Here is a 19,876-nt window from a genome sequence, read left to right as displayed (position 1 = left end):
GTTAGGCAAGCCTCAACCCACGCGACCGTCTCGAACCGACGAGGACCTTCTGGACATGACCGTACCGGCGCGGACCACGGTGTGCGACGTGACGACCCCCGTCGCGCGGTCGCTCGGGCAGGTCTCGCTGTACGAGGGCTTCGAGGCGCGGTTCGGGCTGCCGGCCGAGCGTGGCGACTGGGTCCTGTGCTCGGAGTTCACCGGCGAGCCGGAGCGGTTCGACGCGTGGCGCAAGGCGCTGGCGGAGTGGCTGCGGGAGCAGCACGGCGAGGCGCCCGAGCGCACTACCGCCGGGTACGTCATGAGCTGGTACCTCAACGTCGTCGGCGTGCTGGGCGGGCTGCTGTTCCACACCGCGCGGCGGGTGCCGTCGCTGCGGCCGGCCGACGTGGCGATCAAGGTGGCGGCCGGTGGTCGGCCGCACGTGGTCGGGGTGGCGTTGCTGAACGACGAGTTCGCGTGCCTGCCGGACGACCCGGAGGCCGACCACCCGGCGGCGACCGTGGTGGCCGACGAGACGGCGCTGGCGGCGTTGCTGAGGGCCCGGTTCGCGGCGCACAGCGCGCAGTTCGTGGGCGCCTTCGGGCCGACCGTGCGGCTGGGGCGGCGGATGCTGTGGGCGGCGGCCACGGACGCCCTGGACAGCGCGGCGTGGACGGCGGGCCAGCTGTGCGGCGACGAGACGGCCGGCGTGATGGACTCGGCGCTGCTGCTGCCGGCCAAGCTCGACCCGTTCACCTCGGCGTCCACCCTGAAGGCCACGGACACGGGCTGGACCCGCCGCCGCGAGAGCTGCTGCTTCCACTTCGTGCTGCCCGACGCCACCGCCTGCGCCACCTGCCCCCGCACCTGCTGACCCCGCGCGTGCCCTACGCCCGGAACGCGCGTGCGGACACGCGGGTCAGTGGTGGTGGCCGATGGGGATGACCAGTGGGGTGTGGGAGACGGGATCGGGGATGACGCGGGCGGACAGGCCGAAGACGTCCAGCAGGTTCGGCTCGGTCAGCACGTCGGACGGCGTGCCGGCCACCACGATCCGGCCGTCCTTCATCGCGACCAGGCGGTCCGCGTAACGGGCGGCCAGGTTCAGGTCGTGCAGGACCATCACCACGGTCCGGCCGAAGTCCCGGTGCAGCCGGCGCACGAGGTCCAGCACGTCGATCTGGTGCGCCAGGTCCAGGTAGGTCGTCGGCTCGTCGAGCAGCAGCAGGTCCGTGCCCTGCGCCAGCGCCATCGAGATCCACGCCCGCTGCCGCTGCCCGCCGGACAGCTCGTCCACGGTCCGGTCGGCCAGCGCGGCCATGGCGGTCATCTCCAGGGCCGAGGCCACCGCCGCCTCGTCCTCCGGCGACCACTGCCGGTACCACGCCTGGTGCGGGTGCCGCCCGCGCGCGACCAGCTCGGCCACGGTCAGCCCCTCGGGCGCCTGCGGCGACTGCGGCAGCATCGCCAGCACCTTCGCCACCTCGCGGGTCGGCGTCCGGTCGATCCGCTTGCCGTCCAGCACCACCGCGCCCGAACGCGCGGGCAGCAGCCGCCCCAGGGCGCGCAGCAACGTCGACTTGCCGCACCCGTTGGGCCCGATCACCGCCGTCACCGAACCGGACAGCACGTCCAGGTCCAGCCCGGACACCACCAGCCGCTCCCCGTACCCCACGGACAGCGACTGCGCCTGCAGCCGAACAGCGGTCATACCCGTGCCTCCCGGCGACTGCGGACGAGCAGGTACATCAGATAGGGGGCGCCGAGCACCGCCGTCACCACGCCGACCGGCAGCTCGAACCCGCCGAACGCGAGCCGCGCGACCAGGTCCGACACCACCACCAGCAGCCCGCCGACCACGGCCGACCCCAGCAGCGGCGGTGTGGCGGTCCCGGCCACCCGCAGCGCGATCTGCGGCGACGCCAGCGCCACGAACGCCACCGGACCGGCCGACGCCGTGGCCACGGCCGCCAGCACGACCGCGATCAGCAGCATCACGCTGCGCGCGCCGTTGAGCCGCACGCCGAGCCCGCGCACGGTGTCGTCGTCGAACTGCAGCGCGCCCAGCAGCCGGGAGCCGACCAGGGCCGCCGGGATCAGCACCGCCAGCGCCAGCCCGACCGGCACGACGTGCTCCCACCCGCGCCCGTTCAGGCTCCCGGTGATCCACACCATCACCCGCGCCGCGTCGGTCACGTCGCCGACGGTCAGCAGGTAGTGGGTGAAGTTGCCGGTCACGGCCGACACGCCGATGCCGACCAGCACCAGCCGGAACCCCTCGATCCCCCGCCGCCAGGCCAGCCCGTAGACCAGCAGCCCGGCCAGCAGACCGCCGCCCAGCGCCGCCAGCGGCACGCCGACCGTCGCCGTGGTCCCGCCGACCGCGCCCATCGACCCGGCGAACGTGATCACGGTGACCGCACCGGCCCCCGCGCCCCACGTCACGCCGAGGATGTCCGGGCTCGCCAGCGGGTTGCGCGCGATCGACTGGAACACCGCGCCCGCCACCCCCAGGGCCGCGCCGACGAACACCGCGGTCAACGCCCGCGGCAGCCGCAGGTCGAGCACGATGAACCGCTGCCCCCGCTGCCCGCCGCCCAGCAGCACGTCGAACACCTGCCCCAGCGGGATCGGGAAGTCGCCGCGGGCAACGCTCACCGCACCCGCGAGCACCACCAGCGCCAGCCCGACGACCACCACGGCGAACGGCCGCCACCGCAGCGGCCCCGACACGGGTCCGACCCGGAAACCCGGGGGCGCCTTGGCCACCACACCGCTCACAGCTTCACCAGCTTCCGCCGCCGCACGAGGGCGATGAAGAACGGCGCGCCGACCAGCGCCATCACCACGCCGACCTCCAGCTCGCCCGGCCTCGTCACGACCCGTCCCACGACGTCCGCGACCAGCAGCACGATCGCGCCGATCACCGCCGAGAACGGCAGCAGCCACCGGTAGTCCGGCCCGGTCAGCGCCCGCGCCGCGTGCGGCACGACGAGCCCGAGGAACCCGATCGGCCCGCACACCGCCACCGCGCCGCCCACCAGCAACGTCGTCGCGACCACGCCGACGACCCGGGTCGCCGCCACCCGCTGCCCCAGCGACCGGGCCACGTCGTCACCCAGCGCCAGCGCGTTGAGCCCCGGCGCGTTGGCCGCCGCCAGCACGAGCCCGAGCACCAGGAACGGCAGCACCTGACCCAGCACGACGAGGTCGCGCCCGGCGATGCCCCCGACCTGCCAGAACCGGAACGCGTCCAGGCTCTGCCGGTCCAGCAGCACGATCGCGGACACCAGGCCGTGCATGAGCGCGCTCACCGCCGCGCCCGCCAGCGCCAACGTGACCGGCGTCGGCCCGCTGCGCCCCGACCCCAGCAGGAACACCACGACGCTGGCCACGAGCGCGCCGCCGAACGCGAACCACACGTACCCGTGGAGGCTGGTCACCCCCAGCGTGAAGATCGACAGCACCACCGCGAACGCCGCGCCCTGCGTGACGCCGAGGATGCCCGGGTCGGCCAGCGGGTTGCGGGTGTGGCCCTGCATCAGCGCGCCGCCGACGCCCAGCGCGACCCCGACCGCGATGCCGAGCAGCGTGCGCGGCACCCTCAGCTCACGGACGACGAGGTCGTTCTCCAGCCCCGTCGGCGCGGTCAACGCGTGCCAGACGTCGGCGATCGGGATGTCCTTCGCGCCGATGGCGACGCTGGCGAGCGCGACCAGGGCCAGGAGACCGACGAGCAGGGCCAGGCGGGTGGGGCGGAGGGCCACGGCGCTTGCTCCTCCCCCGGCGACCCGACCTTCGGTGAGGTAAGCCTAACCGAACACGGTCCGATCACCGCCGAGCACGCTCCGTGCCGCCGAACGGTCGAGTCGTGATCACCTGAGTGCGGTGGCCCGAACCGCACAATCGATCTTCACAACTCCGCTCACGAGTCCCGAAAAACAACCAGGGGCGCCGGAGGAATCCGGCGCCCCTTCGTCGATTGACGTAATTGCGGTGGCCTGCGCCACCCGCACAACTCGCGTCAGCCCTGCTGGTGGTAAGCCTCCAGCACCTCGGCCGGGATGCGCCCGCGATCGGAGACCTTCATCCCCTGCTTGCGCGCCCACTCCCGAATGGCCTGGTTCTGCTCGCGATCCGCCGAAGCCGGACGAGCCGCCTTCACACCGGCCGGACGACCCGGGCCGCGCTTGCGGCCGCCCGCCTTGCGGGCACTGGCGACGAAGTCGGCGAGAGCGTCGCGGAGCCTGCCCGCATTGCTCGCGGAAAGGTCGATCTCGTAGGACACGCCGTCCAATCCGAAGCCGACCGTCTCCTCCGCCTTCCCACCGTCCAGGTCATCGACCAGGGTCACGGTGACCTTCTGCGCCATGCGTATCCTCCTGGACTCGAATGCGCGGTGTTCCCCGACCGCGACCTAAAGCATTGGCGAGTGCAGGTTAGCGCACAACTGGAGGAATGCGCCGCCTGGAGTCCGAGAAGTTACTCATTCCGGGCGCACGAGGGGGAACAGGATCGTCTCCCGGATACCGAGACCGGTGAGCGCCATCAGCAGCCGGTCGATGCCCATTCCCACACCGCCGCTCGGTGGCATTCCGTACTCCAGTGATCGCAGAAAGTCTTCGTCGACCGGCATCGCCTCGGCGTCACCGGTGGCCCCCAGGCGGGCCTGGGCTTCCAACCGCTCGCGCTCGACCACCGGGTCCACCAGTTCCGAGTATCCCGTGGCCAACTCGAAACCGCGCACGTACAGGTCCCACTTTTCGGCCACACCCGGCCGGGTGCGGTGCTGACGGGTGAGCGGCGAGGTCTCCAGCGGGAAATCGCGCACAAACGTGGGCGCGTGCAGGGTGTCGCCGACCAGGTGCTCCCACAGCTCCTCGACCAGCTTGCCGTGCCCCAGCTTGGGGTCCGTGTCCAGGCCGTGCTTGTCGGCCAGCTCCAGCAACCGCTCCGAAGAGGTTTCGGGCGTGACTTCCTCGCCCGCCGCTCCGGACAACGAGTCGTACATGCTCAACGTGGTCCACTCGCCGCCGAGGTCGTACTCGGTGCCGTCGACCAGGGTCACCACGTGCGAACCGGCGATCGCCATCGCGGCTTCCTGGATCAGCTCCCGGGTCAGCACCGCGTTCGTGTCGTAGGTGGCGTACGCCTCGTAGTACTCCAGCATGGAGAACTCCGGCGAATGCGACGAGTCCATGCCCTCGTTGCGGAAGTTGCGGTTGATCTCGAAGACCTTCTCGATACCGCCCACCACGCACCGCTTGAGGTACAGCTCGGGCGCGATCCGCAGGAACAGGTCGATGTCGAGCGCGTTCGACCGGGTCACGAACGGCCGGGCGCTCGCGCCACCCTGCAACGTCTGCAACATCGGGGTCTCGACTTCGATGAAACCGCGCCGGTGGAACGACTCCCGCAACGAGCGCACCACCGCGGCCCGGTTGCGCACCGTGTTCCGGGCCTGCTCGCGCAGGATCAGATCCACGTACCGCTGGCGAATGCGGGTTTCCTCGGCGAGTTCCTTGTGCGCGACCGGCAACGGGCGCAACGCCTTCGCCGCCAGGGACCACTGGTCCGCCATCACCGACAGTTCGCCGCGGCGGGACGTGATGACCTCGCCGTGCACGAATACGTGGTCGCCCAAGTCGACCTCGGACTTCCATTCGCCGAGCGACTGCTCGCCGACGCCGTTCAGGCTCAGCATCGCCTGCAGTTCGGTGCCGTCACCCTCGCGCAGCGTGGCGAAGCACAACTTGCCGGTGTTGCGGATGAACATGACCCGGCCCGTCACACCGACCACATCACCGGTCGCGGTGTCCGGTTCCAGTCCCTGATGCGCTTCGCGCACCTCGCGCAACGTGTGCGTGCGCGGTACTTCGACCGGATACGGGTCGACGCCGCGTTCCAGCAGTCGCGCCCGCTTCTCCCGGCGCACCCTCAGCTGCTCGGGGAGATCGTCGTCGCTGGTCGCGGAACCGGTCGCTGGCTGCTCACTCACAAGACGAAGAGTACGGAAAGACCACTCGGGAAATCGAACCGGATCTCACTAGGCTCTGGCGGGTGACGGGAGATGACTTGCGGGCCAGGCGGGCGAACTCCTTCGGAGCGCACGCCTCGGCGTACGCGGAACACCGACCGGACTACCCCGCCGAGGCCGTCCGCTGGGCGCTGGAGCCCTTGGGTGAGGGGCCGCACCAGGTGCTCGACCTGGGTGCGGGCACGGGCAAGCTGACCGGCGGGCTGCTCGCCGAGGGCCACCACGTGACGGCGGTGGAGCCCGACGAGGCGATGCTCTCGGAGCTGGTGCGGCACCACGGCGCGGCGCGCGCGTTGCCCGGCAGCGCGGAGCGGATCCCGCTGCCGGACGGCACGGTGGACGCGGTCGTGGTCGGCCAGGCGTTCCACTGGTTCGACCAGGCGCGGGCGATGCCGGAGATCGCCCGCGTGCTGCGGCCGGGCGGTGTGCTGGCGGCGCTGTGGAACGACTACGACGACTCGGTGCCGTGGATGGCCGAGTTCGTCCGGGCCGCCCAGTCCACCGTCAGCGCGCAGGACGAGCTGGCCTTCGCCCCGACGACGGAGCACGAGCCGTTCACCGACCTGGCCACCCGGGTCTTCCCGCACGTGCACCGGCGCACCGCCGAGTCCCTGGTGGCGACGCTCAACACGCACTCGCACGCGTTGGTGATCCCGGAGGAGGAGCGGGCCGCGATGAACGCGCGGGTGCTCGCGTTCCTCAAGTCCCGCCCGGAGACCGCCGAGGGCGAGTTCGACTTCCCGCTGACCACCTACGCGAAGCGCCTGCGGAGGGCCTGAACGCCGCCGAGGTCGCCGCCGTCCGCCCCGCGGACGATCGACTTCCGGGCGACCTCGCCGCCGTCCGCGGAGCAGCGGCGATCAAACGCGGTTGCGCTCGAACACCAGGCGCAGGCCCAGCAGCGTGAGGTCCGGCACGTGCGCCTGGATGGTGGCCGACTCGGTCACCACCAAGGGCGCGAGGCCGCCGGTCGCGATGACCGTGACCGGGCCGGGCTCGCTGAGCTGGAGCTCGTCCACGATGCGGCGCACCAGGCCGTCCACCTGGCCGACGAACCCGTAGACGATGCCGGACTGCAGGCACTCCACGGTGTTCTTGCCGATCACCGACCGCGGCCGCACCAGCTCGACCTTGCGCAGCTGCGCGGCGCGGGCCGCCAGCGCGTCGACGGAGATCTCGATGCCCGGCGCCAGCGCGCCGCCGAGGAACTCGCCCTTCGCCGAGATCACGTCCAGGTTCGTGGACGTGCCGAAGTCGACCACCACGCACGCTGTGCTGTGCAGGTGGTGCGCGGCCAGCGTGTTGATCACCCGGTCGGAGCCGACCTCCTTGGGGTTGTCCACCAGCAGCGGCACGCCGGTCCGCACGCCCGGCTCCACCAGCACCTTCGGCACGCCCGAGTAGTACCGGCCCAGCATCACGCGCAGCTCGCGCAGCACCGCGGGCACGGTAGACAGCGCCGAGATGCCGGTGATCTTGTCCGCGTACTCGCCGAGCAGGCCGCGCATCGTCAGCGCCAGCTCGTCGGCGGTCATCCGGGCGTCGGTGCGCATCCGCCAGTCCCGGATCAGCGCGGCGGAATCACCCGTGCCGTCGTACAGGCCCAGCACGATGTTGGTGTTGCCGACGTCGATGGCGAGCAGCACAGCGGTTCCCCCTAGTCCTCGGCCTGGATCAACGCGTCCAGCGCCGCCGCGTCCTCGGTCTCCGCCGCCACCGGCTCCGGCAGCGCGGTCGCGGACCCGTTCACCAGGCCCGAGCCCGCCGGCGCGTGCGCCGGGTCCGCGCCGAGCTCGACGACCTTGTTGTCGGCGTCGACGAAGACCACCTTGGGTTCGTACACCCGCGCCTCGGCGTCGTCCATCTGCCCGTAGGCGATCAGGATCACCAGGTCGCCCGGCTTGACCAGGTGCGCCGCCGCGCCGTTGATGCCGATCACGCCGGTGCCGCGCTCGCCCGGGATGACGTAGGTCTCCAGGCGCGCGCCGTTGGTGACGTCCACGATCGCGACCTGCTCGCCGGCCAGCAGGTCGGCGGCCTCCATCAGGTCCTCGTCCACCGTGACGGAGCCGACGTAGTGCAGGTCGGCCTGCGTGACGGTGGCCCGGTGGATCTTCGACTTGAGCATGGTGCGGAACATGGCGGTCCCCTTACTCGTCACCGGTGCCGAGCAGCACGGCGGCGTTGTCGATCAGTCGGGTGGAGCCGACGCGGGCGGCCACGAGCAGGCGGGCGTCGCCGTTCTCCGGCGCCGGGCCCAGGTCGGGCGCGCGCAGCTCCAGGTAGTCGAGGTCGACGCCGGGCGCGGCCGCGAGCGTGTCGCCCGCGGCCTTGAGCACGGCGTCCGCGCCCTGGCCGCTGACGTACGCGCCCGCCACCAGGGCGGCGGACAACGCGGTCGCGGCGGAGCGCTCCTCGTCGGACAGGTAGCGGTTGCGCGAGGACAGCGCCAGGCCGTCCGGCTCGCGCACGGTCGGCACGCCGACCACGTCCAGCGGGAAGTTCAGGTCGCGCGCCATCCGGTGGATCAGCGTGAGCTGCTGGTAGTCCTTCTCGCCGAACACCGCGTAGGTCGGCTGCACGATGTTGAACAGCTTGGCGACCACGGACAGCACGCCGGCGAAGTGGCCGGGGCGGGTCCTGCCCTCCAGCTCGTCGCCGAGCGGGCCGGGGTTCACCGTGACCGTGCCACCCGGCGGGTACATGTCCTCCACGGACGGCGCGAACACCAGCCCGACGCGCTCCTCGCGGCAGATGTCCACATCGGAGTCGAAGCTGCGCGGGTAGCGGTCGAAGTCCTCGTTCGGGCCGAACTGGGTCGGGTTCACGAAGAGGGAGACGACGACCACGGTGTTCTGCATGACCTGCGCTTCGCGGATCAGCTTGCGGTGACCCGCGTGCAGCGCGCCCATGGTCGGCACCAGGGCGATGTTGCGGCCGGCCGCCTTCAACGCCCTCGTGACGCGGCGCAGCCGTTCCGGGTCGCGGTGCACCGTCACGTCGTTCGGCGTGTAGTCGTCCTTGGTGAGCGGCTTGGTCATGCTTGTCCCTCAAGAGTGGTGCGGACGTCGGACGCGAGTTCGGGCTTGAGCAGCCCGGCGGCCTGGGCGCGGGCCGCGGTGCGGAGCGCGAGGATTCGGTACGCGGGCAGCGCCTCGGTGTCCGAGAGCACCGCCAGGTGCTTGGCCACGGTGCCCGCGTCGCCGCGCGCGACGGGGCCGGTGAGGGCGCGGTCACCGTGCCGCAGGGCGTTGTCCAGGGCGGCGGACAGCAGCGGGCCCAGCATCCGCTCGGCGTCCTGGATGCCCGCGCCGCGCAACAGGTCCGCGCAGTCGGCGACCAGCGTGATCAGGTGGTTGGCGCCGTGCGCGAGGGCGGCGTGGTAGAGCGGGCGGGCGGCCTCGGGCACGCGCACCGGTTCGGCGGACATCTCCACCACCAGCGCCTCGCCGACGTGCCACGCGATCTCGTCGTCGTCGGCCGCCGTGACGCCGACAGAGCAGGCGTTCACCCGCTGCACGTCCTCCGCCCGGCCGGTGAACGTCATCACGGGGTGCAGGGCCACGCACAGCGCGCCGAGCTCGGCGGCGGGCCGCAGCACGTCCACGCCCTGCGCGCCGCTGGTGTGCACGACGATCTGCCCGGCGCGCAGCGAACCGGTGGCGACGAGGCCGCGGACGAGGCCCGGCAGCTCGTCGTCGGGCACGGCGAGCAGCACCAAATCGGCGGTGGCGGCCACCTCGGGCGGTGACAGCACGGGCGCGTCGGGCAGCAGCTCTTCGGCGCGGCGCAGCGAGTCGCGGGAAACGGCGGAGACGGCGCTCACGACGTGTCCCGCCCGGGACAGCGCGGCGCCCAGCACCGAACCCACCCGGCCGGCCGAGATCACTCCCACGGCCAACCGCGCGGGGCGGGGGGTCGCGTCCATGCGACGTACTCCTTCACCGCGGCGTTCCAGTCCCGATGCTCGGGTACCGGACGACGGCCGCGAGCGTAATCCGGTGTCGTGCGGCGGGCCGTCAACTGCGACGAACGCCACCCGCGGCCTTCAGCGCGCCCGGCGCGTCCACCGCGGCCTGACGTGCGGCGACGAGGGCGGCGAGCAGCTTCTCGTGACGTTCCTCCGCGTCGTGGCCCGCGGTGCCGTTGGCCATGCGGTGGCGCAGGAACGCCAGTTCGGTGGCGGCGACCTGGTAGCCCGCGACGGCCTTGGCCGCCTGGTCGCCGACGCGCCGCCGCACCGTGCGCCGCCACCGGCTGCGGCCCTGCAGGCTCGCCAGCAGGGTGACCTCGCTGGAGGCGATCCACTTGTTGGCGGCCATGGCGGGCAGCTGGCCCGCGACGATCCGCTGCTCGCGGCGGCGCTGCCAGACGACCATCAGCACCATGCCGGCGAAGATCGGCACCATGATCAGGAAGTACAGGTTGATGAACGTCGAGCCGGTGCCGACGGTGGTGGAGAAGTTCCACAGCGAGTGCAGGCCGGCCGCGCCGAGGTAGCCCAGGACCGGCGCGGCGATCCGCACGTTCCGGCTCGTGGTCATGGCCGCGATGCCGATCCCGATGCCGGTCATCGACGTGAACAGCGGGTGCGCGAACGGAGAGAGCACCCCGCGCAGGATGAACAGCGCGATCACGCCGCTGCTCAGGTCGCCGAACCCGCTGTCGGAGAAGACCCGGGCGAAGTACCAGATGTTCTCGGTGAACGCGAAGCCCGCGGCCGTCACGCCCGCGTACACCACGCCGTCCACCACGCCGTCGAACTCCTGGCGGCGGCGCAGGAACAGCACCACGATGAACGCGGCCTTCGCGGCCTCCTCGGTGATCGGCGCGCCGACCACGGCGGCGAACGTGCTGCCGTCGCCGCCGTTGATGAGCTGGCCCAGCACGTGCGCGCTCTGGTTGAACACCAGGGAGGTGATCGTCGCGCCGCACGCGCCCCAGAGGAACGCCAGCAGCAGGATCTTCGCGGGCTCCGGCTCCCAGCGGTCGACCCACAGGTAGGCGCCGATCACCGCGAGGACGGGCAGCAGCGCGGCCACCGCGCCGACCATGATCGGCAGCAGGCCGGTCTGCGACGTGCCGAGGCCGAGCAGGACCAGGCCGCACACGCCCAACGCGATCAGGCCCAGGACCGGGAGCAGGACGGTCCAGCGCTGCTGGTCGACGCGCTTGCGGGCGGGAGTGGTCACGGTGGGAAACCTTAAAGGGACACTTGACCGGTGGTGGAGTCGGAAGCCCTGTGGCGGGCGGCGCTGTACGGGCCGACCGGGTTCTTCACGCGTGGCGAGGTCCCGGCGGACCACTTCCGCACCGCGCCGCTGGTGGGTCCTGAGCTGGCCGAAGCGCTGCTCGAACTGCTCGATCGGGTGGACTTCGCGCTCGGCAGGCCACCGCGGCTGGATTTCGTGGACGTGGGCGCCGGCGGCGGTGAGCTGGCCGGCGCGGTGCGGTCCACGGCGTCGGGTGCGCTGGCGGCACGGCTGGTGGTGACGGCGGTGGACGTGGGGCCCGCGCGGTCGGTGCCGGGGGTGCGGTGGACGTCGGCGCTGCCGGACTCGGTGTGCGGGTTGCTGGTGGGGCACGAGTGGCTGGACGCGGTGCCCTGTCCGCTGGTCACGGGCCCGTCGTCGCACCCCTGGCTGCGGCGGTGGTGGCCGGTGGGCGAGGGGGAGCGGGCCGAGATCGGGCAGCCGCGGGACGTGGCGTGGGCGGACGCGGTGTCGCGGGTGGCGCACGGCGCGGCGTTGGCGGTGGACTACGGGCACGTGCGGGCCGACCGGGCGGCGGGCCGGTACGCGGCGGGCACGTTCGCCGCGTACCGGGGTGGGCGCCGGGTGGAGCCGGTGTTCGACGGCACGTGCGACCTGACGGCGCACGTGGCGCTGGACGCGTGCGCCGAGGCGGCCGGCGGTGAGTGGGTGCTGGTCTCACAGCGGGACGCGCTGGCCGCGTTGGGCCTGGTCGGCACGGTGTCGCCCGGTGAGCCCGACTGGCTGGGCGCGGCGGCGCGGGCGTCGCGGATCGCCGAACTGCGGGCCGAGGGCGGGTTGGGCTCGTTCGGCTGGCTCCTGCACGGCGTCGACGTGCCGGTGTCGTCCCTGCTCCCGCCCCTGCCCCCGTGGCGACCCTGAGCCCTACGACGCCCAGGGCGGGGTGATGCGCTGGTCCCCGACCAGGCCGGTGATCCCGACCGACGTGGCGACCAGGACCTTGGCCGGCCCGCCGACCAGCTGGAACTCCACGTGCGGCGGCACCACGACCGTGTCGCCGGGGCCCGCCTCGACGTCGTTGACGGTCACGTGGCCCTCCAGCACGTGGAACACCTCCTCCTTGTCGACCTGGTGCCGTTCGCTCTTCGCGTCCGCGGGCACCTCGACGGTCCACAGGGCGATCTGCGTGCTGCCGCCGTGGGACGGGGACGCGTGGGGGTGGAACAGGAAGCCGTGGCGCTCGAACATCGCTCTCCAAACTGGTCAACCAAGTTGTCTAGTTGCAGACTAGGCGACCGTGGAACCCGTGTCGATGCTGTTCGCCAGAACGTTCCGCGCGATGACCGACCGCTTCCACGAACGGCTGGCCGATCGCGACCTCGAACCACTGCGCCCGGCGCACGGCTACGTCTTCCGCTACCTCGCCGCCCAACCCTCCGCCACCGCCGTCGACCTGGCCGCCCACCTGGGCGTCTCCAAGCAGGCCGCGACCAAGACCGTGGCCGAGCTGGTCGACTGGGGCTACGTCCGGCGGACGCCCCACCCGACCGACCGCCGCGCCCAGGCGCTGACCCTCACCGGCAAGGGCCAGGACTACCTCCGGTTCGCCGACGCGCTCTGGTCGGAGCTGGAGGACGAGTTCGCCTCCGTCGTGGGCGCGGAACGGCTGGCAGTCCTGCGCGAAGCCCTGCAGACCTACCTCGCCGCCGCCGACGCGGAAGGCATCCGCCCGGTCTGGTGACCGCCGGACGCGACGGCCGAAGACCGCCGGCGGCGGCGACCGGGCCGGGCGAAGGTCGAGCGCATGAGAATCCACGCCCTGTCGGACGACGTGCTGGACCGCGCCCGCGAGCTCGCGGGCTCCGACGCGCACCACGAGTGGCACGCCGAGTCGCCCGGCGCACCGCTGCGCTGCTGCCTGCGCAAGGCCGGGCCGGGCGAGCCGGTGGTCCTCTTCCGCCACACCCCCGCCTGGGGCGCCGGGCCGTACGAGGAACTCGGCCCGGTGTTCGCGCACGCCGAGCCGTGCGACGGGCCGGCGACCACGGCGGCGTTCCCCGAAGCGTTCCGCCACGCGCCGCGGACCCTGCGCGCCTACACCGCCGAAGGCCGCATCCACGGTGGCGAGATCGCCGACCCGGAGCACCTCGCCGACCGCGTCGCCGCGCTGCTCGACGACCCGGACGTGGCCGCGATCCAGGTCCGCAGCACGTCGCACGGGTGCTTCCTGTTCGCGATCACCCGCGACTAGCTAGCCCGTGGCACCCGGACAGCGGTCCGGCCGTGCGACGATGACCGGGTGGAGATCACCGTTGGCGTGGGCGCCGGTGCACGCCACCTCGGCGTGGACCGGGTGGTCGACCTCGGCCCCCTGCACCCGTCGGCGCACGGCGCGTACCGGTTGCGCCTGGCGGTCCGCGACGACGAGGTCATCACCGCCGCCGCGCCCCTGGTCGGCCACCTGCACCGGGGCGCGGAGAAGCTGTTCGAGGTCCGCGACTACCGGCAGGTGCTCACCCTCGCCAACCGGCACGACTGGCTCGCCGCCTTCTGCAACGAGCTGGCCGTCGCGCTGGCCGTCGAACGCATGACCGGCATGGACGTCCCACCGCGCGCCCAGGCGCTGCGGGTCCTGCTGTGCGAGCTCAACCGGATCATGGCGCACCTGGTGTTCCTCGCGCCGCTCACCGGCGCCCGCGACCGCGACGCCGTGCAGGCCGTGCTGGAGGAGGCCTCCGGCGGCCGGATCCACTTCATGGCCAACCGGATCGGCGGCCTGCGCGAGGACGTGCCCGCCGGCTGGACCGGCCGCGTGCGCGAGGTGCTGTCCACTGTGGACCCCGGTGAGGCGCCGGAGGGCTTGGCGGGCCTCGGTGTGCTCGACCGCGACGCCGCGCTCGCGTACGGCGTCACCGGTCCGATCGGCCGGGCGTCCGGTGTGGACTTCGACCTGCGCCGCGACGACCCGCTGCCCGGCTACCGCAACCTGGACGTGCGCCCGGTGGTCCGCACCGAGGGCGACGCGCTGGCCCGCGTCCGCGGCCTGGTGGACGAGGTCCGCCAGTCCGTCGCGCTGGCGAACCAGTGCCTGGACCACCTGCCGACCGGCCCGGTGAACCTGCGCCTGCCCAAGGCGGTCAAGGCGCCCGAGGGCTCGGTCTACACGTGGGTCGAGGCGCCGTTGGGCACGTCCGGGGTGCACCTCGCGTCCCGGGGCGAGAAGACGCCGTGGCGGCTGAAGCTGCGCACGCCGTCGTTCAACAACGTGCAGGCCCTGTCCGCGCTGCTGCCCGGCACGAAGGTGGCCGACCTGCCCGCGGTGCTCGGGTCGTTCGCCGTGGTCGTCGGCGACATCGACAAGTAGCTAGTCCTCGCGGCGACGACGGCGGCGCGGCGAGTCGCCGCCGCCGAACGCGGCGAGCAGCTCGCTGACCGACTTGCCGTCCGCGTGCGCCCCGGCGGGCTCGGCGGGTTCCGGCGCGCTGCGCCTGCCGGCCGGCTTCGGGGTGTCCTCCCACGAGTCCCAGCGCTCCTCGGCCCGCCGCCTGCCACCCGACTCGGCCGCGGGCTCGGCGGCCCGGCGACGGCCCTCGGGCGTCACGGAGGCCGACGCGGAATCCGCCGAACGACCGCCGATCGACTCCGGCGAGGCCACCGGGCGGTGCCCGCCGGTCAGCTCGGCCGCACGGCGCGACCGACGCGCGTCGTCCTCCACCTGCGCCGCCACCGGGACGTGCTCACCGGTCAGCTCGGCCCGCGTCACGGGTCGGCGCACCGGGTCGGGACGGCCCACCGCCCGCTGCTCACCGGTCGTGCCGATCCGACGACCGGCCTCACCACCGGCGACGGTCCGCTGCTCACCGGTCTGCTCGGGACGGCCGACGGGCCGGTGCTCGCCCGTCAGGTCCGGCCGCGCCCCCGGCCGGCGGCCGGGTTCGACCGGGCGGTGCTCACCGGTCACGTCGGCCCGCGCCGCGGGCCTGCGCGCCTCCACCGGGCGGTGCTCGCCGGTCAGCTCCACCCGAGCGGTCGACGGTCGGCGGGGTTCCGCGGGCACGGAGCGCTGCTCGCCGGTCGACTCGGTCCTCGGCACGGCCCGCTGCTCACCCGTCCGCCGCACGGCGGCGCCGGGGCCCTCGGGCCGCCGCACGGGCTCCTCGGCCAACGCGTCCCGGCTGATCATCTCGGTCCGGTCGGCCACCCGGCTGCGCCGCTGCACGGTGTGCTCGGTCTTCGACGGCTCGGCGGGCCGACCGGCCGGGGCCGCCGGCGGGGCCAACCGCGCCGCCACGTCCCGGCTCACGCGCTCCGTCGGCTCCTGCTTGGCCGCCTCCCGCCGCACCACCACCGGCGGCGTCGGGCGGGCCTGGGCCGCCGCGCGGGCCGGCTCACGGCGCACCGGCTGCGCCTGCTCGCGCCGCGCGGGCTCGGGGCGGGTCGGTTCGGGACGCCGAACCTGGTCCTTGCGCGCGGTGTCGACGTTGACCCGCTCGATCAGCTCGGTCCGCTCGACCCGCTCCACCTGCGGCGTCTCCGCGGTCTTCTTCGTCACCGGCACGGCGGGACCGGCGTTGATGATCCGCTGGTCACCCACCGCCATCAACCGCGACTGGTCGGACAGGGCGCGCATCCGGGTCGACTCGGCGCGCAGCGCCACCCGCTCGACCAGCACCTCGCCGCCGAGCAGGGCCTCCAGGTTCTCCCGCAGGGCGCGCAGCTCGCCGCGCAGCGCGTCCAGGTCGTCCTTGGCCTCCTCCCGCACCCGCTTGCGGGTCTCGGCCTCGACCTCCAGCTCGTACTCGCGCCGGGCGGCGATCTCGCGCTCCAGCTCGAGCTCGTAGACCGACTGGAGGTCGGCCACCTCGTCCTCGCGCTCGGAGATCTGCTTGCGGTAGCGGGCCGCGAGGAACGCGCCGACCAGCGCCGCCCACAGCGCGGCGACCACGGCCAGCCGCAGCCAGCGGGCGTTGTCGCTCAGCACCAACACCGCCGCGGCACCCAGTGCGAGCGTCAATGCCGCTACCAGCAGTAGTCGCCCAGAGCCACGACCGTGATCTTGCTGCTCGTCATCTTCCGACGCGCCTCGCCCGGTCATGGCGTCTACCGTACCGGTCAGTTACCCGATTGAGACCTCGGCGTCCGTATCTATTGATCGAGATGCGGGTCGTCGGGCGTCTTGCAGCACCGCTCCAGCCACAACGCGGCGGCGATGAGCAGCGCCGCGCAGCCGGCGCCGACGCTCGCGCTGAGCACGTCGTGGTCGGCCGCCTCGAACTCGCCGCGCGCCGGCAGCACGTACACCAGCACACCCGCCCACGCGCCCAGCATGATCGCGCCGAGCAGCGACGACGCCTTGGCGAACGCCACCGCCCGCGCCGCGGTCAACGGCTCCACGGGCCGCGCGCCCGGCTTGCGCAGGATGCGGGCGCGCAGCGAGAACGCCAGCCACAGGTTGACCACCGCGATCACCAGCAGGGTGAACCCGGCGAACGTCGGCAGCGGCGGCAGCGTGTCGTAGGCGAGCCTGATCAGCAGGTGCGCGAGCAGGCCCGCGACGAGTCCGGCGGCGAGCAGGTCACGGGGTTTGGTGAACCTCACCCCACCATCGTCCCCGACTACTCGACCAACGCGGTGTCGCGCCTGCCGAACAGCGACAGCTCCGCCAGCCACGGCCCGGGATCGGTGTCCCAGTCCAGCGCGCGGACCTGCTCGTCGTCACGCCGCCCGCCCAGCACGCGCAGGAGTTCGAACGACGACGTCCGCAGCGCGCCCGCCGGCTCACCCTCGCCGACGACCCGGTCGCCGTGCTCCAAGGTGATCCGCAGCGCCGGCAGGTGCTTGGCCCGCAGCCGCTTGTCCAGGTCCTGCAACGGCCGCGTCAACGCCGCCCGCACGGCCACGTTGTCCCGCTCGCCCGGCTGCCCCAGCGCGGTGCGGATGTCGTGCTCGTGGGAGATGATCTCGGCGATCAGCACGGCGCCCATCGGCGAGTCGAACAGCCCTTCGGCGATCTGGAAGTTCCGCTCCCACTCGACCAGCAGCTCGCCCAGCGTGCGGCCGCGGCGGTCGTGCACCTGCCGCTCGCCCCACGAGCCGTCGTCGACGCCCTCGAACCGCCGCTCGGTGAAGTCGCCGAGCCCACCGGCCAGGTGCGCGACCACGTCCCGGACCGTCCACCCCGGGCACGCCCCGACCGGCGCGTCGGGATCGCCGCCGGTGACGAGGCTGATGATCCGCCGCCGTGCGGCGTCGTAAGTGACCGCGTTGCTCATCGCGCCACCTCCGCGCCCACGCTAACCCCGCTTCGCGGACACCGCAGCGCTGATCACCTCAGGTGGAGATCATCCCGTCGGGTGACGCCGCCGAGGTCGAGACCGGCGAGCAGGTCGCGCGCCGGGCCGTGCCCCGGCACGACCGCGTCCGGCTCCACGTCCAGCCACGGCGCCAGCACGGACGCGCGGTCGTGCGCGCCGGGGTGCGGCAGCAGCAGTTCCGGGTCCGACGACCGCACGCCGTCCACCGTCACGACGTCCACGTCCAGCGTGCGCGGGCCCCACCGCAGCTCCCTGACCCTCCCGGCGGCCCGCTCCACCGCCTGCCCCCGCCGCAGCCAGCCCCACTCGTCCACGTCACCGGAGACGATCAGCACCGCGTTGAGGAAGTCGGGCTGGTCGGTCACGCCCCACGGCGCGGTCTCGTACACCGGCGACGCCGCCACCAGCACGTCGGCGAACCCGGCCACCGCGAGCCGCAGGTAGCCGAGCCGGTCGCCCAGGTTCGAGCCGAGCGACAGCACCGCCCTAGTCACGCGTGCGCCGGATCGTCACGGCGACGTCCTCGAACGCCAGCGGGATCGGGGCCGACGGCTTGTGCACGGTCACCTCGGTCGCCCGCACCCGCAGGTCGGTCATCACCTCGTCGGCCACCTTGCCCGCCACCGTCTCGATCAGGTCGTACGGCCCACCGGCCACGATCGCCGCCGCGCGCTCGGCCAGCTCGCCGTAGTGCAGCGTCTCCCGCAGGTCGTCCGTGGCCGCCGCGCGCGACAGGTCGAGCCACACCGTGACGTCGACCAGGAAGTCCTGCCCGTCGCGCTTCTCGTGCTCGAACACGCCGTGGAACCCGCGCACCCGCAGGCCGCGCAACGAGATCCGGTCGGAAGTCCCGCCCACCTCCGCCGAGCCACCCGGGTCAGTCGGCACGTCCCCGCCTCCACGCCCGCGCCACGGCCACCGCGTCCAACGACCGGTCCACGTCGTGCACCCGCACGCCCCACGCGCCGACGAACGCGGCCAGCGCCGACACCGCCGCCGTCGCGTCCTCCCGGCCGTCCGGCGCCCGGTCGCCGAGCAGGGCGCCGAGGAACCGCTTGCGCGACGCGCCGACCAGCACCGGGAAACCCAGCTCCAGCAACGAGCCGAGGCCGTGCAGCAGCTGCCAGTTGTGCGTGGCGTCCTTCGCGAAACCCAGCCCGGGGTCGAGGATGATGTCGTCCGACGCCACACCGGCGGCCAGGGCGGCGTCCACCTGGCGGCACAGCTCGTCGCGCACCTCGCACACCACGTCGTCGTACACGGCCAGCCGGTCCATCCGCCTGCTGTGCCCGCGCCAGTGCATCAGCACGTACGGCACGCCCGCCGACGCCACCAGCGGCGCCATCGCCGGATCGGCCAGCCCGCCGGACACGTCGTTCACGATCGACGCGCCCGCGTCCAGCGCTGCCCGCGCCACCTCGGCCCGCGTCGTGTCCACGCTCACCGGCACGCCCTCCGCGACCAGCGCCCGGATCACCGGCGCGACGCGCGCGGCCTCCACCTCCGGCGACACCCGGTCCGCGCCGGGGCGCGTCGACTCGCCGCCGACGTCGATCAGGTCGGCGCCGCGGCGGAACAGCGCCACGCCGTGCGCCACCGCGTCGTCCAGGTCGAGGTACCGGCCGCCGTCGGAGAACGAGTCCGGGGTGACGTTGAGCACGCCCATCACCACGCAGTGCCCCGGCCTGGGCACGCTCACCGCAAACGTCCCTTGATCAGCTCGATCGCCTCCGACCGCGTCGACGCGGAGTCGCGCAGCAACCCGCGCACCGCCGACGTCGTGGTCCGCGAGCCCGGCTTGCGCACGCCGCGCATGGCCATGCACAGGTGCTCGGCCTCGACCACCACGATCACGCCGCGCGGGTCGAGCCGCCGCATCAGCGCGTCCGCCACCTGCGACGTCAGCCGCTCCTGCACCTGCGGCCGCTTGGCGTACAGGTCGACCAGCCGGGCCAGCTTCGACAGCCCGGTCACCCGGCCGTGCTCGTTCGGGATGTACCCGACGTGCGCGACGCCGTGGAACGGCAGCAGGTGGTGCTCGCAGAACGAGAACATCGGGATGTCGGTGATCAGCACCAACTCCTCGTGGCTCTCGTCGAACGTCTTGGCCAGCACGGCGTCCGGGTCGGTGTGCAGGCCGGCGAACAGCTCCCGGTACGCCCGCGCCACCCGCGCCGGCGTGTCGCGCAGCCCTTCGCGCTCCGGGTCCTCACCGCACGCGAGCAGCAGCTCGCGCACCGCAGCCTCGGCCCGCTTCTGGTCGAAGGGTGGGCGCGCGAGACCGGCCCCCCCGTTGACGGAGAGGCCGGTCTGGTCGATCGCGGTGCCGT

24 protein-coding genes are annotated in these 19,876 nt (G+C 73.3%); 6 read left to right on the top strand and 18 right to left on the bottom strand.

The window, feature by feature from the left end; genetic code table 11:
• Nucleotides 1-55: 55 nt before the first annotated feature.
• Entirely contained in the window at nt 56-856 is an 801-nt protein-coding gene (locus ACZ7GX_RS22950) for a (2Fe-2S)-binding protein (RefSeq protein WP_498779340.1), read from the top strand.
• 45 nt (nt 857-901) lie between these two features.
• Here the strand turns inward: ACZ7GX_RS22950 and ACZ7GX_RS22945 are convergent, their stop codons facing one another.
• The 5 genes from ACZ7GX_RS22945 to lysS form a co-directional block, all read right to left on the bottom strand.
• The gene (locus tag ACZ7GX_RS22945) at nt 902-1,693 is read right to left on the bottom strand and encodes an ABC transporter ATP-binding protein (protein ID WP_498779338.1); all 792 of its coding nucleotides are present in this window, start codon (nt 1,691-1,693) and stop codon (nt 902-904) included.
• Nucleotides 1,690-2,763, bottom strand: coding sequence for a FecCD family ABC transporter permease (locus tag ACZ7GX_RS22940; RefSeq protein WP_498779337.1), 1,074 nt, complete (start codon nt 2,761-2,763; stop codon nt 1,690-1,692). Before ACZ7GX_RS22940 ends, ACZ7GX_RS22945 begins: the two co-directional genes overlap by 4 nt.
• Nucleotides 2,760-3,749 (bottom strand): FecCD family ABC transporter permease, encoded by a 990-nt coding sequence (locus tag ACZ7GX_RS22935; RefSeq protein WP_498779335.1) that lies wholly within the window; start codon nt 3,747-3,749, stop codon nt 2,760-2,762. The genes ACZ7GX_RS22940 and ACZ7GX_RS22935 overlap by 4 nt, the downstream gene beginning before the upstream one ends.
• Nucleotides 3,750-4,006: 257 nt before the next feature.
• The gene (locus ACZ7GX_RS22930) at nt 4,007-4,354 is read right to left on the bottom strand and encodes a histone-like nucleoid-structuring protein Lsr2 (RefSeq protein WP_053715841.1); all 348 of its coding nucleotides are present in this window, start codon (nt 4,352-4,354) and stop codon (nt 4,007-4,009) included.
• A gap of 114 nt (nt 4,355-4,468) precedes the next feature.
• The gene (gene lysS / locus ACZ7GX_RS22925; RefSeq protein WP_498779333.1) at nt 4,469-5,980 is read right to left on the bottom strand and encodes a lysine--tRNA ligase; all 1,512 of its coding nucleotides are present in this window, start codon (nt 5,978-5,980) and stop codon (nt 4,469-4,471) included.
• Between the two features lie 62 nt (nt 5,981-6,042).
• Here lysS and ACZ7GX_RS22920 point away from each other — a divergent pair, with 62 nt between their 5' ends.
• Complete coding sequence (locus ACZ7GX_RS22920) at nt 6,043-6,798, top strand: class I SAM-dependent methyltransferase (protein WP_498779331.1); 756 nt, start codon at nt 6,043-6,045, stop codon at nt 6,796-6,798.
• Between the two features lie 81 nt (nt 6,799-6,879).
• Here the strand turns inward: ACZ7GX_RS22920 and ACZ7GX_RS22915 are convergent, their stop codons facing one another.
• From ACZ7GX_RS22915 to ACZ7GX_RS22895, 5 genes are all read right to left on the bottom strand, one after another.
• A complete protein-coding gene (locus tag ACZ7GX_RS22915) occupies nt 6,880-7,665 on the bottom strand; it encodes a type III pantothenate kinase (protein ID WP_498779330.1) in 786 nt (261 codons plus the stop codon).
• 11 nt (nt 7,666-7,676) lie between these two features.
• Complete coding sequence (gene panD / locus ACZ7GX_RS22910; protein ID WP_498779328.1) at nt 7,677-8,159, bottom strand: aspartate 1-decarboxylase; 483 nt, start codon at nt 8,157-8,159, stop codon at nt 7,677-7,679.
• A 10-nt stretch (nt 8,160-8,169) separates the two neighbouring features.
• The gene (gene panC, locus ACZ7GX_RS22905) at nt 8,170-9,060 is read right to left on the bottom strand and encodes a pantoate--beta-alanine ligase (protein WP_498779326.1); all 891 of its coding nucleotides are present in this window, start codon (nt 9,058-9,060) and stop codon (nt 8,170-8,172) included.
• Nucleotides 9,057-9,947, bottom strand: a complete 891-nt coding sequence (locus ACZ7GX_RS22900; protein WP_498779325.1) for a Rossmann-like and DUF2520 domain-containing protein — start codon at nt 9,945-9,947, stop codon at nt 9,057-9,059. Before ACZ7GX_RS22900 ends, panC begins: the two co-directional genes overlap by 4 nt.
• Nucleotides 9,948-10,038: 91 nt before the next feature.
• Nucleotides 10,039-11,211, bottom strand: coding sequence for a PrsW family intramembrane metalloprotease (locus ACZ7GX_RS22895; protein ID WP_498779323.1), 1,173 nt, complete (start codon nt 11,209-11,211; stop codon nt 10,039-10,041).
• Between the two features lie 30 nt (nt 11,212-11,241).
• Between ACZ7GX_RS22895 and ACZ7GX_RS22890 the strand changes: the two genes are divergently transcribed.
• Nucleotides 11,242-12,153, top strand: coding sequence for an SAM-dependent methyltransferase (locus ACZ7GX_RS22890; protein WP_498779322.1), 912 nt, complete (start codon nt 11,242-11,244; stop codon nt 12,151-12,153).
• Nucleotides 12,154-12,156: 3 nt separating this feature from the next.
• Here the strand turns inward: ACZ7GX_RS22890 and ACZ7GX_RS22885 are convergent, their stop codons facing one another.
• On the bottom strand, nt 12,157-12,480 hold the full coding sequence (locus tag ACZ7GX_RS22885; RefSeq protein ID WP_498779320.1) for a cupin domain-containing protein: 324 nt from the start codon (nt 12,478-12,480) through the stop codon (nt 12,157-12,159).
• A 64-nt stretch (nt 12,481-12,544) separates the two neighbouring features.
• Here ACZ7GX_RS22885 and ACZ7GX_RS22880 point away from each other — a divergent pair, with 64 nt between their 5' ends.
• From ACZ7GX_RS22880 to ACZ7GX_RS22870, 3 genes are all read left to right on the top strand, one after another.
• Complete coding sequence (locus tag ACZ7GX_RS22880) at nt 12,545-12,973, top strand: MarR family winged helix-turn-helix transcriptional regulator (protein WP_498779369.1); 429 nt, start codon at nt 12,545-12,547, stop codon at nt 12,971-12,973.
• Nucleotides 12,974-13,036: 63 nt separating this feature from the next.
• Nucleotides 13,037-13,483, top strand: coding sequence for a DUF1203 domain-containing protein (locus ACZ7GX_RS22875; protein ID WP_498779318.1), 447 nt, complete (start codon nt 13,037-13,039; stop codon nt 13,481-13,483).
• A gap of 48 nt (nt 13,484-13,531) precedes the next feature.
• The gene (locus ACZ7GX_RS22870) at nt 13,532-14,596 is read left to right on the top strand and encodes an NADH-quinone oxidoreductase subunit D (RefSeq protein ID WP_498779317.1); all 1,065 of its coding nucleotides are present in this window, start codon (nt 13,532-13,534) and stop codon (nt 14,594-14,596) included.
• Here ACZ7GX_RS22870 and ACZ7GX_RS22865 read toward each other — a convergent pair whose 3' ends face one another.
• The 7 genes from ACZ7GX_RS22865 to folE form a co-directional block, all read right to left on the bottom strand.
• Nucleotides 14,597-16,246, bottom strand: coding sequence for a DUF6779 domain-containing protein (locus ACZ7GX_RS22865; RefSeq protein WP_498779316.1), 1,650 nt, complete (start codon nt 16,244-16,246; stop codon nt 14,597-14,599).
• A gap of 131 nt (nt 16,247-16,377) precedes the next feature.
• Nucleotides 16,378-16,830 carry a DUF3180 domain-containing protein gene (locus ACZ7GX_RS22860; RefSeq protein WP_498779314.1) on the bottom strand — a complete coding sequence of 151 codons (453 nt, stop codon included), beginning with the start codon at nt 16,828-16,830 and terminating at the stop codon, nt 16,378-16,380.
• Between the two features lie 17 nt (nt 16,831-16,847).
• The gene (locus tag ACZ7GX_RS22855; protein WP_498779312.1) at nt 16,848-17,504 is read right to left on the bottom strand and encodes a maleylpyruvate isomerase family mycothiol-dependent enzyme; all 657 of its coding nucleotides are present in this window, start codon (nt 17,502-17,504) and stop codon (nt 16,848-16,850) included.
• 53 nt (nt 17,505-17,557) lie between these two features.
• Nucleotides 17,558-18,040, bottom strand: a complete 483-nt coding sequence (gene folK / locus ACZ7GX_RS22850) for a 2-amino-4-hydroxy-6-hydroxymethyldihydropteridine diphosphokinase (protein ID WP_498779310.1) — start codon at nt 18,038-18,040, stop codon at nt 17,558-17,560.
• A complete protein-coding gene (gene folB, locus ACZ7GX_RS22845; RefSeq protein ID WP_498779309.1) occupies nt 18,033-18,434 on the bottom strand; it encodes a dihydroneopterin aldolase in 402 nt (133 codons plus the stop codon). The genes folK and folB overlap by 8 nt, the downstream gene beginning before the upstream one ends.
• On the bottom strand, nt 18,424-19,212 hold the full coding sequence (gene folP / locus ACZ7GX_RS22840) for a dihydropteroate synthase (protein WP_498779368.1): 789 nt from the start codon (nt 19,210-19,212) through the stop codon (nt 18,424-18,426). The genes folB and folP overlap by 11 nt, the downstream gene beginning before the upstream one ends.
• Before the next feature lie 29 nt (nt 19,213-19,241).
• Entirely contained in the window at nt 19,242-19,865 is a 624-nt protein-coding gene (gene folE, locus ACZ7GX_RS22835; RefSeq protein ID WP_498779367.1) for a GTP cyclohydrolase I FolE, read from the bottom strand.
• Nucleotides 19,866-19,876 lie beyond the last annotated feature (11 nt).

Source organism: Actinosynnema sp. NPDC037264 (assembly GCF_055603705.1).
This window is presented reverse-complemented; position numbering and strand designations above follow the sequence as displayed.